The sequence below is a fragment of the Candidatus Pelagibacter bacterium nBUS_44 genome, assembly GCF_051200895.1.
Classification (GTDB): domain Bacteria; phylum Pseudomonadota; class Alphaproteobacteria; order Pelagibacterales; family Pelagibacteraceae; genus Pelagibacter.
In genome coordinates, this window is sequence record NZ_CP172838.1 from 720,052 (window position 1) to 741,206 (window position 21,155).

21 protein-coding genes and 1 tRNA gene are annotated in these 21,155 nt (G+C 27.0%); 8 read left to right on the top strand and 14 right to left on the bottom strand.

Annotated features, from left to right (window positions below; genetic code table 11):
• Positions 1-61: 61 nt before the first annotated feature.
• From ACIJYB_RS04075 to ACIJYB_RS04100, 6 genes are all read right to left on the bottom strand, one after another.
• Positions 62-1,102: an amino acid ABC transporter substrate-binding protein gene (locus ACIJYB_RS04075; RefSeq protein ID WP_435150006.1), complete on the bottom strand. Its 1,041-nt coding sequence runs from the start codon at positions 1,100-1,102 to the stop codon at positions 62-64.
• Positions 1,103-1,269: 167 nt separating this feature from the next.
• Positions 1,270-1,346: transfer RNA gene (locus ACIJYB_RS04080), tRNA-Arg, on the bottom strand.
• Positions 1,347-1,380: 34 nt separating this feature from the next.
• Positions 1,381-2,622, bottom strand: coding sequence for a potassium transporter TrkG (locus tag ACIJYB_RS04085; protein ID WP_435150007.1), 1,242 nt, complete (start codon positions 2,620-2,622; stop codon positions 1,381-1,383).
• 171 nt (positions 2,623-2,793) lie between these two features.
• Positions 2,794-4,185, bottom strand: coding sequence for a Trk system potassium transporter TrkA (gene trkA, locus ACIJYB_RS04090; protein ID WP_435150009.1), 1,392 nt, complete (start codon positions 4,183-4,185; stop codon positions 2,794-2,796).
• A gap of 1 nt (position 4,186) precedes the next feature.
• Positions 4,187-5,542 (bottom strand): sigma-54-dependent transcriptional regulator, encoded by a 1,356-nt coding sequence (locus ACIJYB_RS04095; RefSeq protein WP_435150010.1) that lies wholly within the window; start codon positions 5,540-5,542, stop codon positions 4,187-4,189.
• Positions 5,542-7,323 (bottom strand): sensor histidine kinase, encoded by a 1,782-nt coding sequence (locus ACIJYB_RS04100; protein WP_435150012.1) that lies wholly within the window; start codon positions 7,321-7,323, stop codon positions 5,542-5,544. The genes ACIJYB_RS04095 and ACIJYB_RS04100 overlap by 1 nt, the downstream gene beginning before the upstream one ends.
• A 24-nt stretch (positions 7,324-7,347) precedes the next feature.
• Between ACIJYB_RS04100 and ispF the strand changes: the two genes are divergently transcribed.
• Genes ispF through ACIJYB_RS04115 form a run of 3 tightly spaced genes read left to right on the top strand, consistent with a single transcriptional unit; the run spans position 7,348 to position 9,408 of the window.
• Positions 7,348-8,454 (top strand): 2-C-methyl-D-erythritol 2,4-cyclodiphosphate synthase, encoded by a 1,107-nt coding sequence (gene ispF / locus ACIJYB_RS04105; RefSeq protein WP_435150014.1) that lies wholly within the window; start codon positions 7,348-7,350, stop codon positions 8,452-8,454.
• Entirely contained in the window at positions 8,447-8,950 is a 504-nt protein-coding gene (locus ACIJYB_RS04110; protein ID WP_435150016.1) for a phosphatidylglycerophosphatase A family protein, read from the top strand. Before ispF ends, ACIJYB_RS04110 begins: the two co-directional genes overlap by 8 nt.
• Positions 8,917-9,408, top strand: coding sequence for a CinA family protein (locus tag ACIJYB_RS04115; protein WP_435150018.1), 492 nt, complete (start codon positions 8,917-8,919; stop codon positions 9,406-9,408). Before ACIJYB_RS04110 ends, ACIJYB_RS04115 begins: the two co-directional genes overlap by 34 nt.
• A 7-nt stretch (positions 9,409-9,415) precedes the next feature.
• Here ACIJYB_RS04115 and ACIJYB_RS04120 read toward each other — a convergent pair whose 3' ends face one another.
• Genes ACIJYB_RS04120 through tpiA form a run of 8 tightly spaced genes read right to left on the bottom strand, consistent with a single transcriptional unit; the run spans position 9,416 to position 15,848 of the window.
• On the bottom strand, positions 9,416-9,853 hold the full coding sequence (locus ACIJYB_RS04120) for a type II toxin-antitoxin system RatA family toxin (protein WP_435150020.1): 438 nt from the start codon (positions 9,851-9,853) through the stop codon (positions 9,416-9,418).
• Positions 9,853-10,773: a lipoyl synthase gene (gene lipA, locus ACIJYB_RS04125; protein WP_435150021.1), complete on the bottom strand. Its 921-nt coding sequence runs from the start codon at positions 10,771-10,773 to the stop codon at positions 9,853-9,855. The genes ACIJYB_RS04120 and lipA overlap by 1 nt, the downstream gene beginning before the upstream one ends.
• Positions 10,763-11,065: an FtsB family cell division protein gene (locus ACIJYB_RS04130; RefSeq protein WP_435150023.1), complete on the bottom strand. Its 303-nt coding sequence runs from the start codon at positions 11,063-11,065 to the stop codon at positions 10,763-10,765. Before ACIJYB_RS04130 ends, lipA begins: the two co-directional genes overlap by 11 nt.
• Positions 11,065-12,321, bottom strand: a complete 1,257-nt coding sequence (gene eno / locus ACIJYB_RS04135; RefSeq protein ID WP_435150025.1) for a phosphopyruvate hydratase — start codon at positions 12,319-12,321, stop codon at positions 11,065-11,067. The genes ACIJYB_RS04130 and eno overlap by 1 nt, the downstream gene beginning before the upstream one ends.
• A complete protein-coding gene (kdsA, locus tag ACIJYB_RS04140) occupies positions 12,321-13,145 on the bottom strand; it encodes a 3-deoxy-8-phosphooctulonate synthase (RefSeq protein ID WP_435150027.1) in 825 nt (274 codons plus the stop codon). The genes eno and kdsA overlap by 1 nt, the downstream gene beginning before the upstream one ends.
• Positions 13,142-14,758, bottom strand: coding sequence for a CTP synthase (locus ACIJYB_RS04145; RefSeq protein WP_435150029.1), 1,617 nt, complete (start codon positions 14,756-14,758; stop codon positions 13,142-13,144). The genes kdsA and ACIJYB_RS04145 overlap by 4 nt, the downstream gene beginning before the upstream one ends.
• A 44-nt stretch (positions 14,759-14,802) precedes the next feature.
• Entirely contained in the window at positions 14,803-15,102 is a 300-nt protein-coding gene (secG, locus tag ACIJYB_RS04150; RefSeq protein ID WP_435150031.1) for a preprotein translocase subunit SecG, read from the bottom strand.
• Positions 15,103-15,107: 5 nt separating this feature from the next.
• Entirely contained in the window at positions 15,108-15,848 is a 741-nt protein-coding gene (gene tpiA / locus ACIJYB_RS04155; protein ID WP_435150032.1) for a triose-phosphate isomerase, read from the bottom strand.
• A gap of 59 nt (positions 15,849-15,907) precedes the next feature.
• Between tpiA and ACIJYB_RS04160 the strand changes: the two genes are divergently transcribed.
• The 5 genes from ACIJYB_RS04160 to ACIJYB_RS04180 are packed head-to-tail and all read left to right on the top strand — an operon-like array spanning position 15,908 to position 21,130.
• Positions 15,908-17,326: a SurA N-terminal domain-containing protein gene (locus tag ACIJYB_RS04160; RefSeq protein ID WP_435150034.1), complete on the top strand. Its 1,419-nt coding sequence runs from the start codon at positions 15,908-15,910 to the stop codon at positions 17,324-17,326.
• Positions 17,326-18,783 carry an anthranilate synthase component I gene (trpE, locus tag ACIJYB_RS04165; protein ID WP_435152523.1) on the top strand — a complete coding sequence of 486 codons (1,458 nt, stop codon included), beginning with the start codon at positions 17,326-17,328 and terminating at the stop codon, positions 18,781-18,783. The genes ACIJYB_RS04160 and trpE overlap by 1 nt, the downstream gene beginning before the upstream one ends.
• A complete protein-coding gene (locus ACIJYB_RS04170; protein ID WP_435150036.1) occupies positions 18,783-19,349 on the top strand; it encodes an anthranilate synthase component II in 567 nt (188 codons plus the stop codon). Before trpE ends, ACIJYB_RS04170 begins: the two co-directional genes overlap by 1 nt.
• 4 nt (positions 19,350-19,353) lie before the next feature.
• Positions 19,354-20,346 carry an anthranilate phosphoribosyltransferase gene (trpD, locus tag ACIJYB_RS04175; protein WP_435150038.1) on the top strand — a complete coding sequence of 331 codons (993 nt, stop codon included), beginning with the start codon at positions 19,354-19,356 and terminating at the stop codon, positions 20,344-20,346.
• Positions 20,339-21,130 carry an indole-3-glycerol phosphate synthase TrpC gene (locus ACIJYB_RS04180; protein WP_435150039.1) on the top strand — a complete coding sequence of 264 codons (792 nt, stop codon included), beginning with the start codon at positions 20,339-20,341 and terminating at the stop codon, positions 21,128-21,130. Before trpD ends, ACIJYB_RS04180 begins: the two co-directional genes overlap by 8 nt.
• Positions 21,131-21,155: the final 25 nt, after the last annotated feature.

Sequence of the window (21,155 nt, forward strand, 5' to 3'; positions counted from 1 at the left end):
TGATACTATAAAAAAAGGGCTAGATAAATCTAGCCCTTTTTAATTAATTTATTACTTTAAATTATCTTGATGGTGGAACGTATAAAATACCACCTTTAGTCCATAATTGATTTGGACCTCTGTCTGGTAAGATACCAGTGTCAGCTATATTTCTCTTATAACTTTCACCATAGTTTCCAACTTGTTTGATAATTCTCAAGTTCCACTCGTTATCTAAACCGAATGCAGCACCCATTTCACCTTCAGCACCAACTAATCTTTTGATTTGTGGGTTTTCTGAAGTTTTCATTAAATCAGCATTAGCAGAAGTAATTCCATACTCCTCAGCTTCGATCATAGTGTTTAAAGACCATCTAACGATGTCTTCCCATACTGCATCACCTTGTCTAACAACAGGGCCTAATGGCTCTTTTGAAATAGTTTCAGGTAATACGATGTGATCATCAGGGTTTGACATTTTAGTTCTTTGTGCAGCTAAACCTGATTTGTCAGTAGTGTAAGTATCACATCTACCAGCATCATAAGCAGCTACAACTTCATCAGCTTTTTCAAAAGCAACTGGAGTGTAAGAAATTCCTTTAGAGTTAAAGAAGTCTCTCATATTTAGTTCAGTTGTTGTACCAATGTTAGTACAAGCTGAGATTCCATTTTTGAATTGGCTTGTTGAAGTAATTCCAAAGTCTTTTCTAACCATGAAACCTTGACCATCGTAGAAGTTTACTCCAACGAAAGTTAGTCCAATGTCAGCGTCTCTAGAAAGAGTCCAAGTTGTGTTTCTTGATAAGATATCAATCTCACCAGAAGTTAAAGCTGTAAATCTCTCTTTAGCACTTAATGGTGTGAACTTAACTTTGTTCGCATCACCTAGTACTGCAGCAGCTACCGCTCTACATACATCAACGTCAACACCAGTCCAATTTCCTGCAGCGTCAGCATTAGAAAATCCTGGTAGACCTTGAGATACTCCACATCTTACAAAACCCTTCTTTTGAGTGTTTTTAAGTGTTTTAGATTTTTTAGCAGCGAACGTCTCTGTTGTAAAAGTAAACAACACAGCAACCATTGCTACTAAAGAAGTTAATTGTTTTACGTATTTAAACATTATTCTTCCTTTTAGTTATTTTTATTTGTTAACAAATAATTCAAAAAAATTTTGAATTAGATTTATCTTTTATCATTATCTAAAGTTGATCAAAGTAAATTGATTAATTTAGAGTGAAATTAACTACATCTTGTGTGGTTAAAAGTAAAGAGGACATATATTGATAATGGTGCGCCCTGCACAACTCGAACGTGCGACCCTCGGTTTAGAAAACCGATGCTCTATCCAGCTGAGCTAAGGGCGCAATAATTAATAATAAGTACATATATAATACTTAATTAATATTTAAAAAGAAATTTTTTAGCCAATAATAATAAAGATAAGAGCTCAACTCTACCAATAATCATAAAAAAAATCAAAATATACTTAGTTAAAAAATGTAAATTGCTAAAGTTAAAATCACTCAATCCATAAGCAGAGGAATTCACTGTATTCATCAAGGTAAGAATAGCTAATTTAAAAGAACTCTCAAAACTAATATTAGATAAACTCAATAATGATGTTAAAATAAATAAAGAAATTATAAAAATTAAAATTGTTAAAAAATATTTATTAATTTCTTTGAAATCAAAATTAATTTTAGAAAATAACAATCTATTCATAAAAACATTTTTAGGCTTACTAAAAGATAAAATTTGATTAAGTGAATATTTTGTTAATGAGTATATCTTTAAAAATCTTAATCCAGAACTTGTTGAAAAAAAAGATCCACCAATAATCACTAACATTAGATAAATGAAACTTAATTTAGATTGATTAAATTCTAATGAAATTCCAATATTAGAAATACTACTCACCAAAGATAAAAAACTATAAGTAAAATTATTATCAAAACTAAAGAAAATAAAAAAAATTGTGACAGTTGCTAAAAAATATAAAAATAAATGAATATCTTCGTAAAAAAAATTTATATTTTTATCTCTTAAAAAAATTAAATTATAAATAAAAAAAATACTAAAAAAAGAAACTAACATTAATAATGAAAAAATAATTATTTGTGTTTGGTTTATTAAGATAGAAGCGAGATCATTAGCTGGCAAGAAACCACCAGATGAAATTATAGACATTGAAAGGTTTAAAGAGTTAAACACTCTAATATCAAAAATATTTAAAATGATAAAAATTGAGATAGTTATTACTGAATATAAAATGAAAATTTTAACAGTTTGTTTTATTACCTCAGAACTATTGAATGATAAAAAATTTGTTAGAGATTTTTTTAAACTATCATCATAGATATCTATTAAAAAAATTATAGAAAATAAAAAGTAAAGTCCGCCAATCCATTGGATAGAGGATCTCCATAAAATTAAGCCTTGATCAATATGTTTTATGTTATCAAATATTGTAAAACCAGTAGAGGTAAATCCAGAGACAAACTCAAATAGTGAGTTTAAAAGAGTTAAATTATAAATACTAAAATAGAATGGTAATGACAATATAATTGGAATTAAAAGATAACCCAAAAAAACAGTTAAAATTTTTTCAAATATAGTTGGTTTTTTATTGATCTCTTTCAACTTATAAAAAATTAAACCAATAATTAAAGAAGATGAGAGACTTATGTAATAAGTGTTAAGATTTAAATATAAATTAAAATAATAAGAATAAATGATATTAAAAAATGAGAAGACAGATATCAGAATGAAAAAAAAACTAAGATATTTTACTCTAAATAGAGGCATTTATAATTATATAGAACTTATTCTAAATATATTTTCTACTACTGAAATAAAGTCTTTTTTAGCCAAAAAAACAACTCTATCATCTTTTTGAAAAACAAAATTTGATCTAGGAATAACGACTTTGTCATCACGTAAAACTGCCCCTATTCTAATCTCTTCTGGTAAATTAGAATTTTTTAATTCTTTGTTAATTAATTCTGAAGTTTCAATAATCTCAGCTTCAATTACTTCATACTCACCATTTAAAATTGTATAAGCAGTTTCAATTGTACCTTTATGTATATGTTTTAGAATACTTGAAACTGTATTCATTCTTGGGTCAATTAAATCATCAATTTTTAAAGAATTTTGTAACAATGAATAGTTTGGTTTATTGACTAAAGCCATTGTTCTCTTATCTTCGATATTTTTTCCATCTTTAGCAAATTTTTCTACAAGCACACTTACCATTAAATTATCTTCATCATCGTTAGTTAAAGCGAGTACAGTTTCTGATTCTTCCAGGTTTGCTTCAACCAAAACTTCATCATCTAAAGCGTCACCATTTATTACAATTGTGTTATTAAGTTCGTTTGCTAAAAATTCTGATCGTTCTTTATTTTTTTCAACAATTTTAACTCTTACTTCATCTAAACTTTCTTCCAAATTTTTTGCAAGATTAAAACCAATATTACCTCCACCAACTATTAAGATTTTTTTGGATACTTTTTCATTATGTCCAAAAGCTTCTAATGTTTGGGACATTTGAGAAGAGTTTATAACAACATATATTTTGTCTTCTTTTTCAATTGTGTCATCTTTTTTTGGAATTAAAAATTTATCCCCTCTAATTATACCAATTATATTTGCATCAAGATTTGGATGTTTTTTTGTTAATTCATTTAATTTAATATTAATTAGATTGCAATTTTCATTAATTAAAATTTCTAATAATCTAATTCTGTTATCAGCAAAAAGTACACTATCTAACGCACCAGGTGCCTCCAATTTTCTTTGTATTGATTTAGCTATTTCCAACTCTGGTGAAATAATTACATCAATGGGTAAATTTTCTTTATTATAAACCGTTGTAAATTTTGGATTTAAATAATCTTGCGATCTAATTCTGGCAATTTTTTTTGGAATATTAAAAATGGAAAAGGCAATTTGGCAAATCACCATATTAATTTCATCATTTCGTGTAACTGCAATTATCATATCGGCTTCTGATGCGTTAGCTTTTTCAAGAATTGAAGGATAAGTAGCTTTTCCAACGATTGCTTTTACATCTAATGAGTCATCAATTTTTTGAATATCTTCACTAGATTGATCAATAATAGTTATTGAATGACCTTGTTCACTTAACTGTTTAGCAATAGTAAAACCAACTCTACCAGCACCACAAATAATTATATTCATATTAATTAAATTCTTTAATTCCCAAGCCTTTTAATTTTCTATGTAGGGCGCTTCGCTCCATACCCACAAAATTTGCTGTTTTTGAAATATTGCCATTAAATTTTTTTAATTGGATAGTTAAATACTCTTTTTCAAACTTTTCTCTAGCCTCTTTTAATGGCACAGATAGGCTGTTTTCAGCAATTTGATCATCAAAATTATCATTTTTTAGTGACTCTTTTATAATATTAGAAATTTTTTCTCTATTATCGGGTTGCAATATAGCAATCCTTTCAATTAAATTTCTTAACTCTCTAACATTTCCTTTCCAGTTATGATTTAAAATATAACTGTTGTTTTCATCAATATCTAATTCTTTAATATTATAATTTTCAGATATTTTTTTTGAAAAATATTTTATTAAAAGTGGAATATCTGAAATTCTTTGACTCAAAGGCTCAATATTAATTTCAAAAACATTTATTCTATGAAATAGATCTTCCCTAAAATTCCCCATTTGAATTTCTTTTTTTAAATCTTTACTGGATGAACAAATCAATCTAACATCAACAGTAACATCATTATTCCCATTAACTCTTTTAAACTTTTGGTCCGTTAGTACTCTTAAAATTTTTGACTGTATAGCTAACGGTATTTCAGAAATTTGATCTATCAAAAGAGTTCCTTTGTTCGCTTTTTCAAGAGCACCATAAGATATAGATCCATTATCTTTTTCTTCACCAAACAGTTCAAGTTCATATTTATTAGAGTCTAATAATGCACCATTTAAAACTATAAATGATTTTTTATTCCGTGAGGAATTTTTGTGTATTTTTCTTGCAACTAGTTCTTTACCTGATCCAGATGGACCATTTATAAGAACTCTACTTTCTATTAAAGATATTTTTTTTATTTGATCAATAATATTAATTGTATTTTTACTATCACCAATTATCTCATAAGAAGAAAATAATTTACTTTCATATTCCCTATTTTGTTTTTTTAAATTATAATTTTCAACAGCTCGGCTAACAAAATTTAGTAATCTTTCTTGGTCAAAAGGTTTTTCAATAAATTCAAAAGCACCATGTTGTAGAGATTTTATGGCCATTTCAATGTTTGCATGACCAGAAATTATTATAACAGGTACGTCTTTATTTTTTGTTTTTATATGAGATAAAAGCTCAATACCATCATTGTCACCTTTATCTAATTTTACATCAAGTATAGCAACATCAGGAAGCTTCTTATCAATTTCTGCAAGTGCTTGATTATAGTTGGCAGCTATTCTTGTTTTATAACCCGCATCAATAATTAATTCATTAATGATATTTCTAATATCAGTATTATCGTCAACAATTAAAATTTCAGCACTCATTATTTTTTAAAAATTATTTTTACTTCAGCACCTTCATTCTTAGATGTAAATTTTATATCTCCACTATGGTCATTAATAATTTTATTCACTATTGAAAGTCCTAAACCAGTACCTTTTTTTTTAGTTGTAAAATATGGGTTCAAAATATCTTTAACGTTTGTACTTAAATTTTTAAAACCGACACCTGTATCGTTTATTATTAAACTTATATGATTATCATTATCATTAAGTTCAATAGCTATATTTTTATTAATATTGCTGGTTTTTTCCGATTTTTCTTGAATGCTTTCAATTGAATTTTTTATTAAATTTAAAAAAACCCTTCCCAATTGCTCTCTGTCACTATTAAAAATTATTTTCTCAACATTATTTTTCATACTGATATTGATAGATTTATCTAATTCACTCATTAGATTAATACTCTCATTCATTATGATTAATAAATCATTGTTTTTAAATATTGGCTTTGGCATTCTTGCAAAGTCGGAAAATTCATTAACTAGTTTTTCAATTTGCTTAATTTGATTATTAATTATTTTTAAATTATCTTTAAAATTTTCTTTATCAGTATCTTCAAGTTGATTTGAATATTTATTCTTTAATCTATCAATGGTTAATTGAATTGGTGTAAGTGGGTTTTTTATTTCATGTGCCATTTTTCTAGCCAAATTACCCCATGCTTCATGTCTTTCATTAATAATCAATTTGTCTTGTTGGTTTTTTAATCTTTCTATCATTTGATTAAAATTTTTATTCAATATTTCCAAATCTTTATCAGTTTTAACTTCTGGAACTTTTGTATCCAAATTACCTTCTCCTATTGATGTTGATGCTAATATTAAATTGTTAATGGATCTAAAAAATCTTGAAGAAAATCGAATTGCTATAGAAATAGAAATAAACAATAATAAAGAAACAATAATTGTATAGATAATTGCGAATGAAATCTTAATACCTGAACTTTGTTCTTCAACAGTGTAATAAAAATTAATAGCTTCTTCAGACTCTGTTAAATATTTTGAAATATTCTTATCAAGATAATTTACTACATAAAGGAATTTGTCATCAAAATTTTGTAAACGCATTATTGCAGCTGACTTATTTTCAAAAGCATTAATAATTTTTAAAGGACGGTCATCATTCAACACAAGATTTAATGCTTTATCGACAGGAGGTATATAAGGCTGGTTATCATCTAGAGTTGTAAATAATAATTTTTTATTAATATCTATAATATGTATTTCATCAACTCTCCTAATAATCTTTTGTGTATTTAAAAATCTTTTATATTCATCATCATTATTATTTAGAAATTTTTTACTTTTATTTGTATCAAAAGCAATAAGCACTATCTCAGATTCTATTTTATTTCTTACTTCATCCACATAATCTTTAGCCAGCTCATATGAATTATTAACTACCGTAGTAACTTTTTTGTCAAAATACTTTTCAAGTGCAAAATAAAATAAAAATAATGAAAATATAGAAATTAATAAGGATGGGATAAAAGTAAATAATGCAAAATAAGTAATGTATTTTTTATTAGATTTAAGGCCGTCTTTATCAATATCGTTTTTTATTGCTTTTTTGATTTCAAAAAAAATAAAAATAAATAGAAGAATTAATAAGACAATATTTAGAATTAAAAGAAATTGTAAATTTTTACTGGATAGCTCGATATAACCTTTACCTATAAAAGTTAAAAAAGTTAAAAAACCTATAGATAATGTGATAATAAATAAAAATATTAAATATATGTTTTTTTTGATAAAATCGTACATTCTAAAAAATAATCGCCATTAATGATGAATAATTATTTTATAATACTTGCCTCTGGACAAAGCAAAAGATTTAATTCGTCTAAACCCAAGCAATTTATTAAGTATAAAAATAAAGCACTTTTTGAGCATTCTTTAGACAAAGCATTAAAATCAAAGCTATTTAAGAAAATCATAATTGTTACGAATGATAAAAAACAAATCAAAAAAAAATATTCAAAAGATGTTTTAATTATCAAAGGTGGAAAAGAAAGATCAGACTCGTCTTTAATAGCACTTAAATTTATAAAAAAATACAAACCTATCAATGTCTTAATACACGATGCTGCAAGACCAAATTTTACTATCAAACTTTTAAAAAATTTAATTAATTCTCTTAAAAAAAATAAAACCTCAATTCCAGTTATTTCCTCAAAAGATTCAATTAAATATAAAGTTAAAAATCAATTGTTTAATCTAAATCGGAAAAATTCATATCTAACACAAACACCTCAGGCATTTAAATTTAAGGATGTTTATAATTTGTCCATTAAACAAAAAAGTAAAATTCAAGATGAAGCAACACTGTTTATTGAAAATAATTCAAAACTAAATTTTATAAAGGGTGAAATATTAAATAATAAAATTACTTTTAAAGAAGATCTAATAAACCCTAAAACATATTTTGGAATAGGGTTTGATATACATAGATTGGTTAAAAATAAAAAACTTTATTTAGGTGGTATTAAAATTCCCTATCACTCAGGTCTAAAAGGTCATTCTGATGGTGATGTTATTTTACATGCAATTATTGATGCTCTGTTAGGTGCGATTAGAAAAAAAGATATTGGTACGTTTTTTCCTGATAACAAAAATAAATTCAAAAATATCAGATCGCCAAAGATGCTAAAACCAATAATTGAAATTTTAAATAATAATAATTTTTATATTAATAATTTAGATATTAATTTAATATGCGAACAACCTAAGGTCTCTAAATATAGAACTAAAATAATAAACTCTTTATCAAATTTATTAAATTTAGATAAAGATTTAATTAATTTAAAAGGTAAAACAGTTGAAAAACTTGGTTTAATAGGTAATGAAAAAGCTATTGCTTGTGAAACAATAATTTCTTTAACTCAATATGATTAAAACTTTTAATTCATTATTTGTTACAATGTTTGGCATTGGTAAGTTAAAACCAATTCCAGGTACCTTTGGTTCTCTTGCAACAATAATTATATTATATTTTCTTTTTCATAAATTCGAAATTAATTCAAATTTAATACTTTTAGGATTAGTTGTTATTTTTATTTATTCTTTTTCAGCAGTAACAAGTCACACTAAAGATAAAGATAATAAAGATCCTGGTGAAATAGTAATTGATGAGTTTATTGGTCAATCAATTCCTATTTACTTATACGAAATATCGCATGGAACCGATAAAGATCCAAATGAAGCTTTTATATTTTATGCTGTATGTTTTGTTTTGTTTAGATATTTCGACATCATCAAACCATTTCCAGTTAGTTATTTTGATAAAAAATATAAAAATAGTTTTGGTGTTATCATGGATGATGTTTGCGCAGGTTTATATGTCGTATTATCATTAATTTGTTTCATGGTTTTAAAAAGCTATATTTTGTAATGAAAAATCTAGTAAAAAAATTAATACAGAAAAAACTTAAAATTTCTTTTGCAGAATCTTGTACTGGTGGAATGCTAACATCATCCATTACTTCAATTAGTGGTGCATCTAAAGTATTCAACATAGGCCTCATTACCTATTCTGACCAAGCAAAAATCAATTTTTTAAAAGTAAATAAAAATATTATCAAAAAATATGGTGCTGTGAGTGCTGAATGTTGTGAGTTTATGGTTAAAAACTTATCCAAAATATCCAAAGCTCAAATAAATGTATCTATTACTGGTATTGCTGGCCCTAATGGCGGAACAAAATCAAAGCCTGTGGGGTTAGTTTATATAGGCGTTAAAAGATCAAATAAATTACTGATCACTAAAAATATATTTAAACAAAAAACAAGAATTGGCATTCAAAAAGCCACCGTTAAAAGAGCTTTAAAAATTATAAATTCTTTGATTTAAAAATATTTTAGATTGTCTCAGCTCTTTTTTGAAAAGCATCTGCAATTTTATTAAGACCAAATTCAAATGATTTTTCCATTAATAAGTTTAAAAATTTATTTTTAATTTCAAAATCTACATCAAAATAAACTTCTGTCATGTTTTTGTTTTCTATGAATTTCCAATTATTCTGTAAATGCTTTAAAGGTCCTTCTAAATTGGTCACATTAATCGTGTCATCTTTTTTATTAAACCTAACATCGCTTTTATAAGTATCGCTAAAAGGACCCTTGCCAATTGTTAGATCTGCTATAATTAAAATTTGATTATTTTCTTCTTTTCTACCGTAAACTTTTGAACCTAAGCAAAAAGGAATAAATTCTGGGTATTTTTCAATATCTAAAACAAATTCAATAAGTTTATCTTTTTTCTTATCTATTATTCTTTTAACGGATGCCTTAGGCATTAATGTTTATTTAATCTATTTTGTTGAAGTTGAGCAAAATCTTCATCTGCGTGATAAGAAGACCTGGTTAACGGAGACGATGAAACTAACAAAAATCCTTTTGCTTTTGCGATAGTTCCTAAATCCTCAAATTCTTTTGGCGTATAATATCTATCTAATGGATAGTGTTTTGTTGAAGGTTGTAGATATTGTCCGATAGTTAAAAAATCTACCTCTGCAGCTTTTAAATCATCCATTACTTGTAAAATTTCATCTCTAGTTTCCCCTAATCCAACCATAATTCCAGATTTAGTAAAAACATTTTTATTAACTTGTTTGGCATTTTTTAAAAGTTCTAAAGATGAAAAGTATCTTGAGCCGGGTCTAACTTTTAAATACAAACTTGGTACCGTTTCAATGTTGTGATTAAACACATCAGGATTTGCATCAAGTACTTTTTTATACGCATCACCTTTCCTTAAAAAATCTGGGGTTAAAGCTTCTATAGTTGTGTTAGGATTTTGTTTTCTAGTTTGATTAATTGTATCAAAAAAATGTTCTGAGCCACCATCATCAAGATCATCTCTATCGACAGAGGTGATAACCACATGTTTTAAATTTAATTTTTTAACAGCCTCTGCTATTTTAACAGGCTCTAATTGGTCTAGTTTTCCTGGTAAACCAGTTTTAACATCACAGAATGCACATGCTCTAGTACAAGTATCGCCCATGATCATAAATGTTGCATGTCTTTTACTCCAACACTCGGTAATGTTTGGGCAATTAGCTTCTTGGCAAACAGTTACTAGATTATTATTATTTACAATTGTTTTTGTTAAGAAAAACTCTTTACTATTTACAAGCTTAGACCTTATCCAATCCGGTTTTTTCTTAATCGGATTAATTGGTTTGTTTTGTTTTTCTGGATGTCTAGTTTTCATCGTTTTTAATTATATAAATCGTCTCGCCTTCTTTTCCAAACAAAAATCTTTCTCTTATTAATGTTTCAACATAATCAAGATCTAAATTAGTACTTAGTAAAGTATTTTTATGATCTAAATTATTTATCTTATTAACTAAGGACAATTCTTCTTTTTTCAAGTTGGACAAAAGTTCTTTTTTTTCAATAAATGAAAAAAGACCTCTTTCACCTGATACAAGATTAAAAGCGAAGTAAAAAATCAAAAAAATAGATACTAATAAAAAATAATTTCTTTTTATTAATCTAAGCATTAATTGATTTTATTCATCCTCGCTTTTTTTCCAAGTTCTTCTTCAATACGAATTAATTGATTATATTTAGCAACTCTTTCGGATCTTGCTAATGATCCAGTTTTAATTTGATTAGAGTTTGTCCCAACTGCCAAATCTGCAATAAATGTGTCCTCACTCTCTCCTGATCGATGAGATATGATTGTTTTATATCCTATAGTTTGAGCAAATTTTATCACATCTAAGGTTTCAGATACGGTACCAATTTGATTAAGTTTAATTAAAATTGAATTTGATGAAATGTTTAAAAATCCTTTTTTAAGTCTTTCAAGGTTTGTTACATACAAATCATCTCCTACTATTTGAACATCTTTTATTGATTTCATTAATTTATTCCAAGCCAACCAGTCATTTTCTGCAAAAGGATCTTCGATTGATTTTATTTTATATTTGTTAATAATTTTTTGATATTCTTTGATTGATTTTTCAACTGAAATATAACTTTTTGAATGAATGGAGTATTTTTTCTTTTTAAATAATTCATTGGCTGCAACATCAAGACATATGGAAACATCTTTGCCATTTTTAAAACCTGCTTTTTTAATTGCAGAAACAATTAAATCTAGCGCTTGATTATTGCTGCTGATCATAGGGGCAAAACCACCTTCATCACCAACAGATGTTGATAACCCCTTATCTTTAATTAGTTTACTTAAGTTTTTAATAACTAAATAACAAACTCTCATTGCTTCAGAAAAACTTTTTGCACGATCAGGTCTGATCATAAATTCTTGAATTCTAAGTCCATTGTTAGCGTGAGCCCCGCCATTAATGATATTCATTAAAGGATAAGGAAGTTTAAAATTTTTCTTAACTGAAAATGTTTTATACAAAGGTAATTTTTTAACTTTAGCTGAAAGTTTTTTAACAGCCATAGAAACAGCTAACATTGCATTAGCACCAAGATTTGTTTTTTGTCTGGTGCCATCAAGGTTGATTAAAAGAGTGTCAATTCGTTCTTGGTTATGAGCATTTTGACCTTTTAGTTTTTTTGAAATTTTTGTATTAACTAAATTAACAGCACTAAAAACACTTTTTCCTAAATATCTCTTATTATTTTTATCTCTTTTTTCATAAGCCTCAAAAGTTCCAGTAGATGCGCCAGAGGGACAAATAGCTGATGCGCTATTATTTTTTACATAGACTTCTGCTTCAACGGTTGGATTCCCTCTGCTATCAAAAACTTGTCTTGCTTTTACTTTTAAGATTTTGCTCACTATTTTTTAATTAAATTATCAATATCAGTTAATTGTTTAAGTAAATTTTCCAACTTATCTAAAGGAACCATGTTTGGACCATCTGATGGTGCATTATCAGGATCTTGATGCGTTTCAATAAATACTCCTGCAACGCCTACAGCAACTGCAGCTCTTGCTAAATATTCAACAAACTCTCTTTGGCCACCAGAAGACTCGCCTTGACCACCTGGTTGTTGTACGGAATGTGTTGCATCAAAAATTACTGGATAACCATTCTTTGCCATAATCGGTAATGATCTCATGTCCGATACTAAAGTATTGTATCCAAAGCTAGCTCCTCTTTCTGTAACTAATATATTTTCATTTCCAGAGTCTGCTATTTTTTTAGTAACATTCACCATGTCCCATGGTGCTAAGAACTGTCCCTTTTTCACATTTATAATTTTATTAGTTTTTGCAGCAGCAATTAACAGATCAGTTTGCCTGCATAGGAATGCAGGTATTTGCAAAATATCAACATGATCTTTTAATAATGAACATTGTTCTGCGTTATGAATGTCTGTTAAAATTGGAACGTTAAATTCTTTTTTAATTTTATCAAATACTGGTAGGGAAGTTTCTAAACCTGCCCCTCTTACGCCTTTAAGGCTGGTTCTATTAGCTTTATCGAATGAAGTTTTATAAATAAAACCAAGACCTAATTTTTTTGTAATTTCTTGAATTTTACCTGCCATATCCATTGCATGTTGCTCAGTTTCAAGCTGACAAGGTCCAGCAATAATACAAATCTTATTGTCGTTTGAAATTTCTATATTTCCGCAATTAACTTTTTTACTACTCATTTATGATTTTTAGCTGCCTTGATAAATGAAGAGAATAAAGGATGAGGAGCTAAAGGTCTAGATTTAAATTCAGGGTGAAACTGAACTCCTATGAACCATGGGTGATTTTTTAACTCTATAATCTCAGGCAACTTATTATCAGGTGATAACCCTGAAAAAATCATCCCTTTTTTTTCAAATTTATCTTTATAAGCTATGTTCACTTCATATCTATGTCTATGTCTCTCTTTAATTAGTTTGGATTTATAAATTTTTCTTATTTGGGAATTATCTTTTAGTTTTGCATCATAAGAACCTAATCTCATTGTGCCACCTAAATCTTTATCGGTTCCTTTAATCATTTTACCATCTTTGCTCCATTCATTTATTAATCCAATTATAGGTAATCCTTTTTTATCAAATTCACTTGATGTAGCATTTTTTAAATTCAATTGATTTCTTGCAAATTCAATAATTGCCATCTGCATTCCATAACAAATTCCTAAAAAAGGAATTTTGTTTAATCTTGCGTATTTGATAGCTTCAATTTTTCCATCTGTTCCTCTTTTACCGAACCCACCAGGAATTAATATTCCTGAAATATTTTTAAGTTTCTTCTTAATTTCAGAAATTTTTAATTTTTCAGAGTCTATTCTAACTAAGTTTACTTTAACCTTATTATCAATTCCTCCATGGGTTAATGCTTCATCTAAAGATTTATAAGCATCTTTTAACTCCACATATTTTCCAATGATTGCAATATTAACTTGCTTTTTATTATGTAAAATTATTTTAGTTATTTTTTTCCAAGGATTTAAATTTGCAGGTTTTTTGGATTTTAATTTAAAATAATTTAAAACTTGCAAATCTAACTTTTCTTTAAAAAAACTCATTGGCGCTTCATAAATGGTTCTTACATCGACAGTTTCAATTACATTTTTGATATCAACATTACAAAATAATGATATTTTTTTTCTATGATCTAAAGGAATAGGTCTCTCTGATCTACAAATGATTATATCAGGTTGAATACCTATACTTCTTAATTCTTTAACTGAGTGTTGAGTTGGTTTTGTCTTTATTTCATCGGATGCTTTTAAATATGGAACTAAAGTTAGATGAATAAATAATGCATTTTTTTTACCCACATCATTAGCAAATTGTCTAATAGCTTCAACGAAAGGTAAGCTCTCAATATCCCCTACTATTCCTCCAATTTCACAAATAACAAAATCTTCTTTTGATGAATCGTGTTTGATAAATTGTTTTATACGATCCGTGATATGTGGAATGACTTGAACAGTTTTTCCTAAATATTCTCCTTTTCTCTCTTTCTTTAAAACATCACTATAAATTTTTCCTGTTGTAATATTATCTGATTTTTTTGCAGATACTCCAGAAAATCTCTCATAATGTCCAAGATCTAAATCTGTTTCAGCACCATCATCTGTTACATAAACCTCACCATGTTGAAACGGACTCATTGTTCCTGGATCTACATTTAAATATGGATCTAACTTTCTAATTCTAACTTTATAACCTCTTGATTGAAGCAAGTAAGCTAATGAAGCTGAAGAGAGACCTTTACCAAGGGAAGAAACCACACCGCCGGTTACAAAAATATATCGCGCCATGGAATTATCTTATAGCGAATAAAAAATAAATTGAAAAGTAATATTTATTTATCTTCAGGAATTGATGGGGTATCTTCAGTTTTTTCTTCAATTGTATCTAAAACTGAGTTTGTTGGGGTGAATTCTGCTCTTGAAATGATAGTCAGTGCTAGACTACATATGATAAATAAAGTTGCAACTATGGCAGTTGCTTTAGTCATGAAGCTTCCAGCAGATCTAGAAAGCATGAAATTTTCCTGAGAAACACCAATACCTAAAGCTCCACCTTCAGATTTTTGCAAAAGTATTAATGACACCAAGATAAATGCAAGGATGATGTTAATGACTAACAATATATTTTCCATGCGGTCTAATTAAAGGTTTTTTTAATTATATCAATAAATTTTTTTGAGTTTTGAGAGGCTCCACCAACCAAAAAACCATCTAAACTGTTAATATCTTTTAGTTGAGCAATGTTATTACCATTCACAGAGCCACCATATAAAATTTTTGGAGATTTTTTACCAAATTTATTTTTGATAAATGAGATGGATTTAGATAAATTATCTAATTTAGGTATTAGTCCAGTTCCAATTGACCAGACAGGTTCGTAAGCTATGACAATATCAGATTTTTTGTTAATAGACTTTAAACAATTTTTAATTTGTTTTGCTAAAACTTGATTGGTTTTATTTTTTCTTTTTTCATTTAAAGTTTCACCAATACAAAGAATAATTTTTAAACCAGCTTTAATTGCAGATTTAATTTTTAAATTAATTAATTTATCAGTTTCACCTGATTGTCTGTTTTCTGAATGTCCTAATATAATATATTTAGCCCCGACATCTTTTAACATTTTTGCATTCACGCTTCCTGTAAAAGCTCCATAGTTTTCATTATGATGACAGTTTTGGGCACCAACAAGTAACTTAGTTTTTTTCAATCTCTTAGATAAAGGTCTGATAAGAGTATTTGGTGGGCAGTAAATTATTTTAAATTTATTTTTTTTACTAGAATTTGAAAACTTTATAACGCTATCTAGTGAATTTAATGTTCTTAAATTACCAAACATTTTCCAATTAGCTATAAAATACATATATTTATTTGTCATAATTGACTTTTTAATCTATAGATTTGTTTTTTACAGATCAATATATATATAGCAAAATGATGGAAGCTTTGAAAAACTTTGGCGGCAAAAAATTAGGTGGGGTAATCTTAATTGCAGTAATAGTAATTGCGTTTGGATTCGGAGGTTTTGGCGGAGGATTTAGTACCAATAATCAGAATAATATCGCAAAGATAAATAGGACGAATGTAACTACTCAAGATTTCATGGACTATCTCAATCAAAGTAATATTTCGCAACAAGTCATTAGAGAAAACTTAGATAAAAATATAATTGAAGAATTGTTATCAGGATTAATTTCAACTACTTTAATTGATTTAGAGGTTAAAGATTTTGATCTTTCGATAACAGAATTGACTGTCTTAAAAAAGATTAAAGAAAATAAAAATTTTCAAGATGAAAATGGTGTTTTTCAAAGAACCAAATATGAAAAATTTCTACTATCAAATAATATGTCGGCTCCTATGTTTGAGATTCAACTTAAAAATCGAGAACTTCAAAAACATTTATTTGATTTAATTGGTGCTGGCACAATCACACCAAATTTTTTAATTAAAAAAAAATTTGAAGAACAAAATAAAACCTTAGATATCGAGTATTTTGCAATGTCTAATCAATATAAAGCAAAAAATAGTTACACGAATGAAAAACTAAAACAGTTTGTTAAAGAAAATAAAGATCAATTAAAAAAAGAATATATTGACTTTAAATATGCAATTTTAAATCCAAAAAATTTAATTGGATTAGAAGAATTTAATCAAGATTTTTTTGATGAAATAGATAAAATTGAAAACAAAATATCTCAAGGTGATACATTTGAGGCAATTCTTGAAAACCTAAACGTAGATATTACAGAAATTAATAAATTTGCCCCTTCTTTTACAAAGAAAAACAATGAAGATAGAATTTATTCAAAAAGATTAACTAAATTAGATATTATAGAAAATGGTGATAATTTTTTACTATTCTCAATAATTGATAAATACGATCTTGGACCAGATTTAAATGACAAAACAACTAAAGATGAAATAGCTGAATTGGTTTATCAAAAAAGTAAATTTGATCTTAACAAAAGTGTTTTAGAAGAAATTCAAAAAAAGGAATTTGATAATAATAAATTTGCTGAAATGGCTGCCAATAATCTTAAGAATATTTCACTAAATTCAATTAACGATCACGATACATTTGAGGCAAATTCGGTAAAGATATTATATAGCCTACCTGTTAACTCTTTCACGCTAGTTGGTGATAAGGATAATGAAATTTATTTAGTTAAAATTATTAATTCAAAAAATAATCCTTATAGCAAAAATGATGACGATTACCTAAAATTTGTACAAGCCCAAAACACTGATAATAGGAAAAGTATTCTTGGTTCATATGATCAATTACTTAATAATAAATATAAAATTCAACTAAATCAAAAAACTATTGATAGAGTTAAAAATTATTTCAAATGATAATTAATCGAAACTTCAAAGATTTTAAGTTTCGACACAGAAGCAAAAAAAATCAAATTATATATGCATCAAAAAAAGTTAAAAATGATGACGAAGTCCTTAATCTTATAGATAATTTTCTTGTTGAAAAAAATAGTTTTATTTTTGAGTCTGTTGAGAAAGGTAAAATAAAAGGTAGGTATACTATTTTTGGTAAAAATCCTGATAAAATTTGGGAATTTAATAACAATAATTCTTATTTAATTAAGAATAAAAAAAAAATTAAATTAAAAGACAAGCCTGATCAATTAATTGAAAAAATTATTGAAGAGTTCAAATTTGAAACACCTAAAAAACTGCCTAAAATTTGTTCATTGATATCCGGTTATTTTTCTTACGACTCAATTAGATACATAGAAAAAATTCCAAATAACTGTAAAAATGATCTTCATTTACCTGACGTAAGACTTTTAAGACCAAGAACTCTTGTAATTTACGATAATTTAAAAAAAGAAATATTTTATATCGTTAATGTTTTTAATGATGAAAAAATTAAAAACTATGAAAAGAAATATGAAGAAATTAAAATTGAATTATCTAAACTATTAATTCAATCTACTTTAAAAATTTTAGATAATTCATCTATAAAGAATAACAAAATAATAAAAGTTAAATCTAATACGTCCAAAAATAAATTTATGAAAATGGTTGATAGAGCCAAAAAATACATTAAATTAGGTGATATTTTTCAGGTGGTTCTAAGTCAAAGATTTGAGGCTAAATTAACAAAAAAACCTTTAGACATATATAAAAAACTAAGAATTACAAATCCATCTCCCTTTATGTTTTTCTTTAATTTTAATGATTTTCAAATCATTGGTGCAAGTCCTGAAATATTAGTTAGGTTAAGGGATAATAAAATTACTGTAAGACCCATAGCTGGAACAAGACCTAGAGGTAAAACAACTAAAGAAGATCTTTTTTATGAAAAAGATTTACTTAAAGATAAAAAAGAACTCTCTGAACATTTAATGCTTTTAGATCTTGGAAGAAATGATGCTGGAAAAGTTTCTAAAATTAATACAGTCAAAGTGACTGAAAGTTTTATTATTGAGCGATATTCTCATGTAATGCACATAGTTTCGAATGTAATTGGTGAATATAATAAAAAGTTTTCAAAATTTAAATCTATGTTAGCAGGTTTTCCTGCTGGAACCGTTTCTGGAGCTCCTAAAATAAGAGCTATGGAAATTATTGATGAATTGGAAACTACTAAAAGAAAAGTATATGCAGGGAGTATTGGATATTTTTCCGCTAATGGTGAGTTTGATACTTGTATTGCGTTAAGAACGGCTGTTGCTAAAAATAATAAATTCTATGTACAAGCGGGTGCCGGGATTGTTGCAGATAGTAAACCAATTAATGAATATGAGGAAACAGTTAACAAAGCTAAAGCTTTGATTAACGCTTTAAGATAATGAAAATATTATTGATAGATAATTACGATAGTTTCACATTTAATCTTTACCATTATCTGTCTTCTTTAAAAACTAAAGTAGATGTTGTGAGAAATGATCAAATTACATCAAAAGAAATTGTTAAAAAAAGATATGATAAAATTGTTATCTCTCCGGGTCCTGGTAACCCAAACCAATCAGGGAATTGTTTGAATATCTTAAAAACACTTCATAAAGACTTGCCATTTCTTGGTGTCTGTCTAGGTCATCAAATCATAGGTCAAGTTTTTGGGTCAAAAATTGTTCAGGCAAAAAAATTAATGCATGGAAAAACTAGTAAAATAAAATCTAAAAGAATTGGGATCTTAAAAAAACTTCCAAAAACCTTTGAGGCAACTAGATATCATAGTCTAATAATTGACAAGAAATCGTTATCTAAAGACTTAGAAATTACAGCAGAAACCAACGAAGGTCTTATTATGGGTGTTCAGCACAAGAAGTACGATATTCATGGTGTGCAATTTCATCCCGAAAGTATTAAAACTATATTAGGAATTAAAATATTAAAAAACTTTGTAAACAATTAATTCAATGCAACAATTTCTTGAAAAACTCAAAAAAAAACAAAACTTAAGTTTTGAAGAAAGTAAATCAGCTTTTGAATTATTGATGACAGGAAAAGCAAGTGAAGATGAAATTTATGATTTTTTAACATTACTTTCAGAAAAAGGTGAAGTTTCTGATGAAATAGCTGGGGGTGTTTATGTTCTAAGAGAAAAATCTAAAAGAGTAAAAGTTACTGATTGTGTTGATACTTGTGGAACAGGTGGTGATGGGATGAATACACTTAATATATCAACTGCTTCAGCTTTACTTTTAGCAAGCATGGGCACAAAAGTAGCCAAACATGGTAATAAAGCTGTTTCTTCAAAATGTGGGTCTGGTGATGTTCTTGAAGCATTAAAAATTAAAATCGATCTTGAGCCTACTGAGATAGAAAAAGGAATTAACAATAATAATTTTGGCTTCATGTTTGCTCCAAATTATCATAGTGCAATGAGATTTGTTGGGCCAGTAAGAAAAAAAATAGGTAAAAGAACCATCTTTAACATGATTGGACCGTTAAGTAATCCAGCTTTAGTTAACAGACAAGTCGTTGGAGTTTTTGATAAAAAATTGTTAAAAATTTTTGCTGAAGGTCTTAAAAATTTAGATATTAAATTTGCATGGATAGTAAATAGTGAAGATGGATTAGATGAAATATCGCCCTATGCAAAAACAAATGTTATGCAATTAAAAGATGGTAAAATATCTGAATTTATGATCGATCCAAAACTTTTAAATGTTAATGCTGAAAAATTTGAAAATCTTGTAGGTGATGATGCAAAATTTAATGCAAATAAAATGATTGAAATATTTAAAGGGAAAGATAATGATTTTTCAAAAGCCGTTTGTTTAAATACCGCTGCAGGTTTAATAGTTAGCGAAAAGTTTACAAAATTTTTAGATGCCTATAATTTTTCAAGAAAATTTATATTGTCAGGTAAACCCTACTCACATTTAGAAAAAATACAAAATGTCTGAAAACATTCTTGAAAAGATAATCAAAAAAAAAATTGAGAAAATAGATTTATTGAAAAAGACTATAGACGTCAAATCTTTAAATGAAATCATTAATAAAAATAATTCATTTATTGATTTTAAAAATAAAATTCAAAATAATTTAATTAATAAAAAAAGTTCAATTATTGCAGAAATAAAAAAGGCAAGCCCTTCAGCTGGAGTTATCATTGATAATTATAACCCAGTTGAAATTGCAAAAATTTATAAAGAGAATAATGTAACTTGCCTATCTGTACTTACTGAAGAAGATTTTTTCTTAGGTAACTTAATTCATGTTAGTAAAATAAAAGATAAAATTAAACTTCCTATTTTATGTAAAGATTTTTTTATTGATAAGTTTCAGGTTCCTTTGGCTAAAAGCTATGGAGCAGATGCAATTTTAATTATACTAGCTGGTGTGTCGGATGATTTAGCGAATGAATTATATTATGAAGCTTTAAAGTTTAATATGTCAGTTATAGTTGAGGTGCATACTGTTGAGGAAGCAAAAAAAGCTTTGAACTTTAAAGAAGCTTTAATAGGTATTAATAATAGAAACTTGAAAACTTTAAAAACTGATATCAATACAACCTATGATATTCATAATATGTTAGTTAATCACCAAGGGCCACTTATCTCTGAAAGTGGAATTAAGACAAAAGAAGAACTTTTAGATTTAAAAAACAAAACAACTATTAACACTTTCTTAATTGGTGAATCACTTTTGAAAAATTTAAAAGAAAATTCAATATTTTCAATTTTATAGTTAAATAAACCCCTATTTTGCTGGT

Bases quoted from the DNA above. Each gene is read 5' to 3' on its own strand.
- ACIJYB_RS04075 (WP_435150006.1), bottom strand. From the start codon at position 1,102: ATGTTTAAATACGTAAAACAATTAACTTCTTTAGTAGCAATGGTTGCT.
- trkA (WP_435150009.1), bottom strand. From the start codon at position 4,185: ATGAATATAATTATTTGTGGTGCTGGTAGAGTTGGTTTTACTATTGCT.
- ACIJYB_RS04095 (WP_435150010.1), bottom strand. From the start codon at position 5,542: ATGAGTGCTGAAATTTTAATTGTTGACGATAATACTGATATTAGAAAT.
- ACIJYB_RS04100 (WP_435150012.1), bottom strand. From the start codon at position 7,323: ATGTACGATTTTATCAAAAAAAACATATATTTAATATTTTTATTTATT.
- ispF (WP_435150014.1), top strand. From the start codon at position 7,348: ATGAATAATTATTTTATAATACTTGCCTCTGGACAAAGCAAAAGATTT.
- ACIJYB_RS04110 (WP_435150016.1), top strand. From the start codon at position 8,447: ATGATTAAAACTTTTAATTCATTATTTGTTACAATGTTTGGCATTGGT.
- ACIJYB_RS04120 (WP_435150020.1), bottom strand. From the start codon at position 9,853: ATGCCTAAGGCATCCGTTAAAAGAATAATAGATAAGAAAAAAGATAAA.
- lipA (WP_435150021.1), bottom strand. From the start codon at position 10,773: ATGAAAACTAGACATCCAGAAAAACAAAACAAACCAATTAATCCGATT.
- ACIJYB_RS04130 (WP_435150023.1), bottom strand. From the start codon at position 11,065: ATGCTTAGATTAATAAAAAGAAATTATTTTTTATTAGTATCTATTTTT.
- kdsA (WP_435150027.1), bottom strand. From the start codon at position 13,145: ATGAGTAGTAAAAAAGTTAATTGCGGAAATATAGAAATTTCAAACGAC.
- ACIJYB_RS04145 (WP_435150029.1), bottom strand. From the start codon at position 14,758: ATGGCGCGATATATTTTTGTAACCGGCGGTGTGGTTTCTTCCCTTGGT.
- secG (WP_435150031.1), bottom strand. From the start codon at position 15,102: ATGGAAAATATATTGTTAGTCATTAACATCATCCTTGCATTTATCTTG.
- tpiA (WP_435150032.1), bottom strand. From the start codon at position 15,848: ATGACAAATAAATATATGTATTTTATAGCTAATTGGAAAATGTTTGGT.
- ACIJYB_RS04160 (WP_435150034.1), top strand. From the start codon at position 15,908: ATGGAAGCTTTGAAAAACTTTGGCGGCAAAAAATTAGGTGGGGTAATC.
- ACIJYB_RS04170 (WP_435150036.1), top strand. From the start codon at position 18,783: ATGAAAATATTATTGATAGATAATTACGATAGTTTCACATTTAATCTT.
- trpD (WP_435150038.1), top strand. From the start codon at position 19,354: ATGCAACAATTTCTTGAAAAACTCAAAAAAAAACAAAACTTAAGTTTT.
- ACIJYB_RS04180 (WP_435150039.1), top strand. From the start codon at position 20,339: ATGTCTGAAAACATTCTTGAAAAGATAATCAAAAAAAAAATTGAGAAA.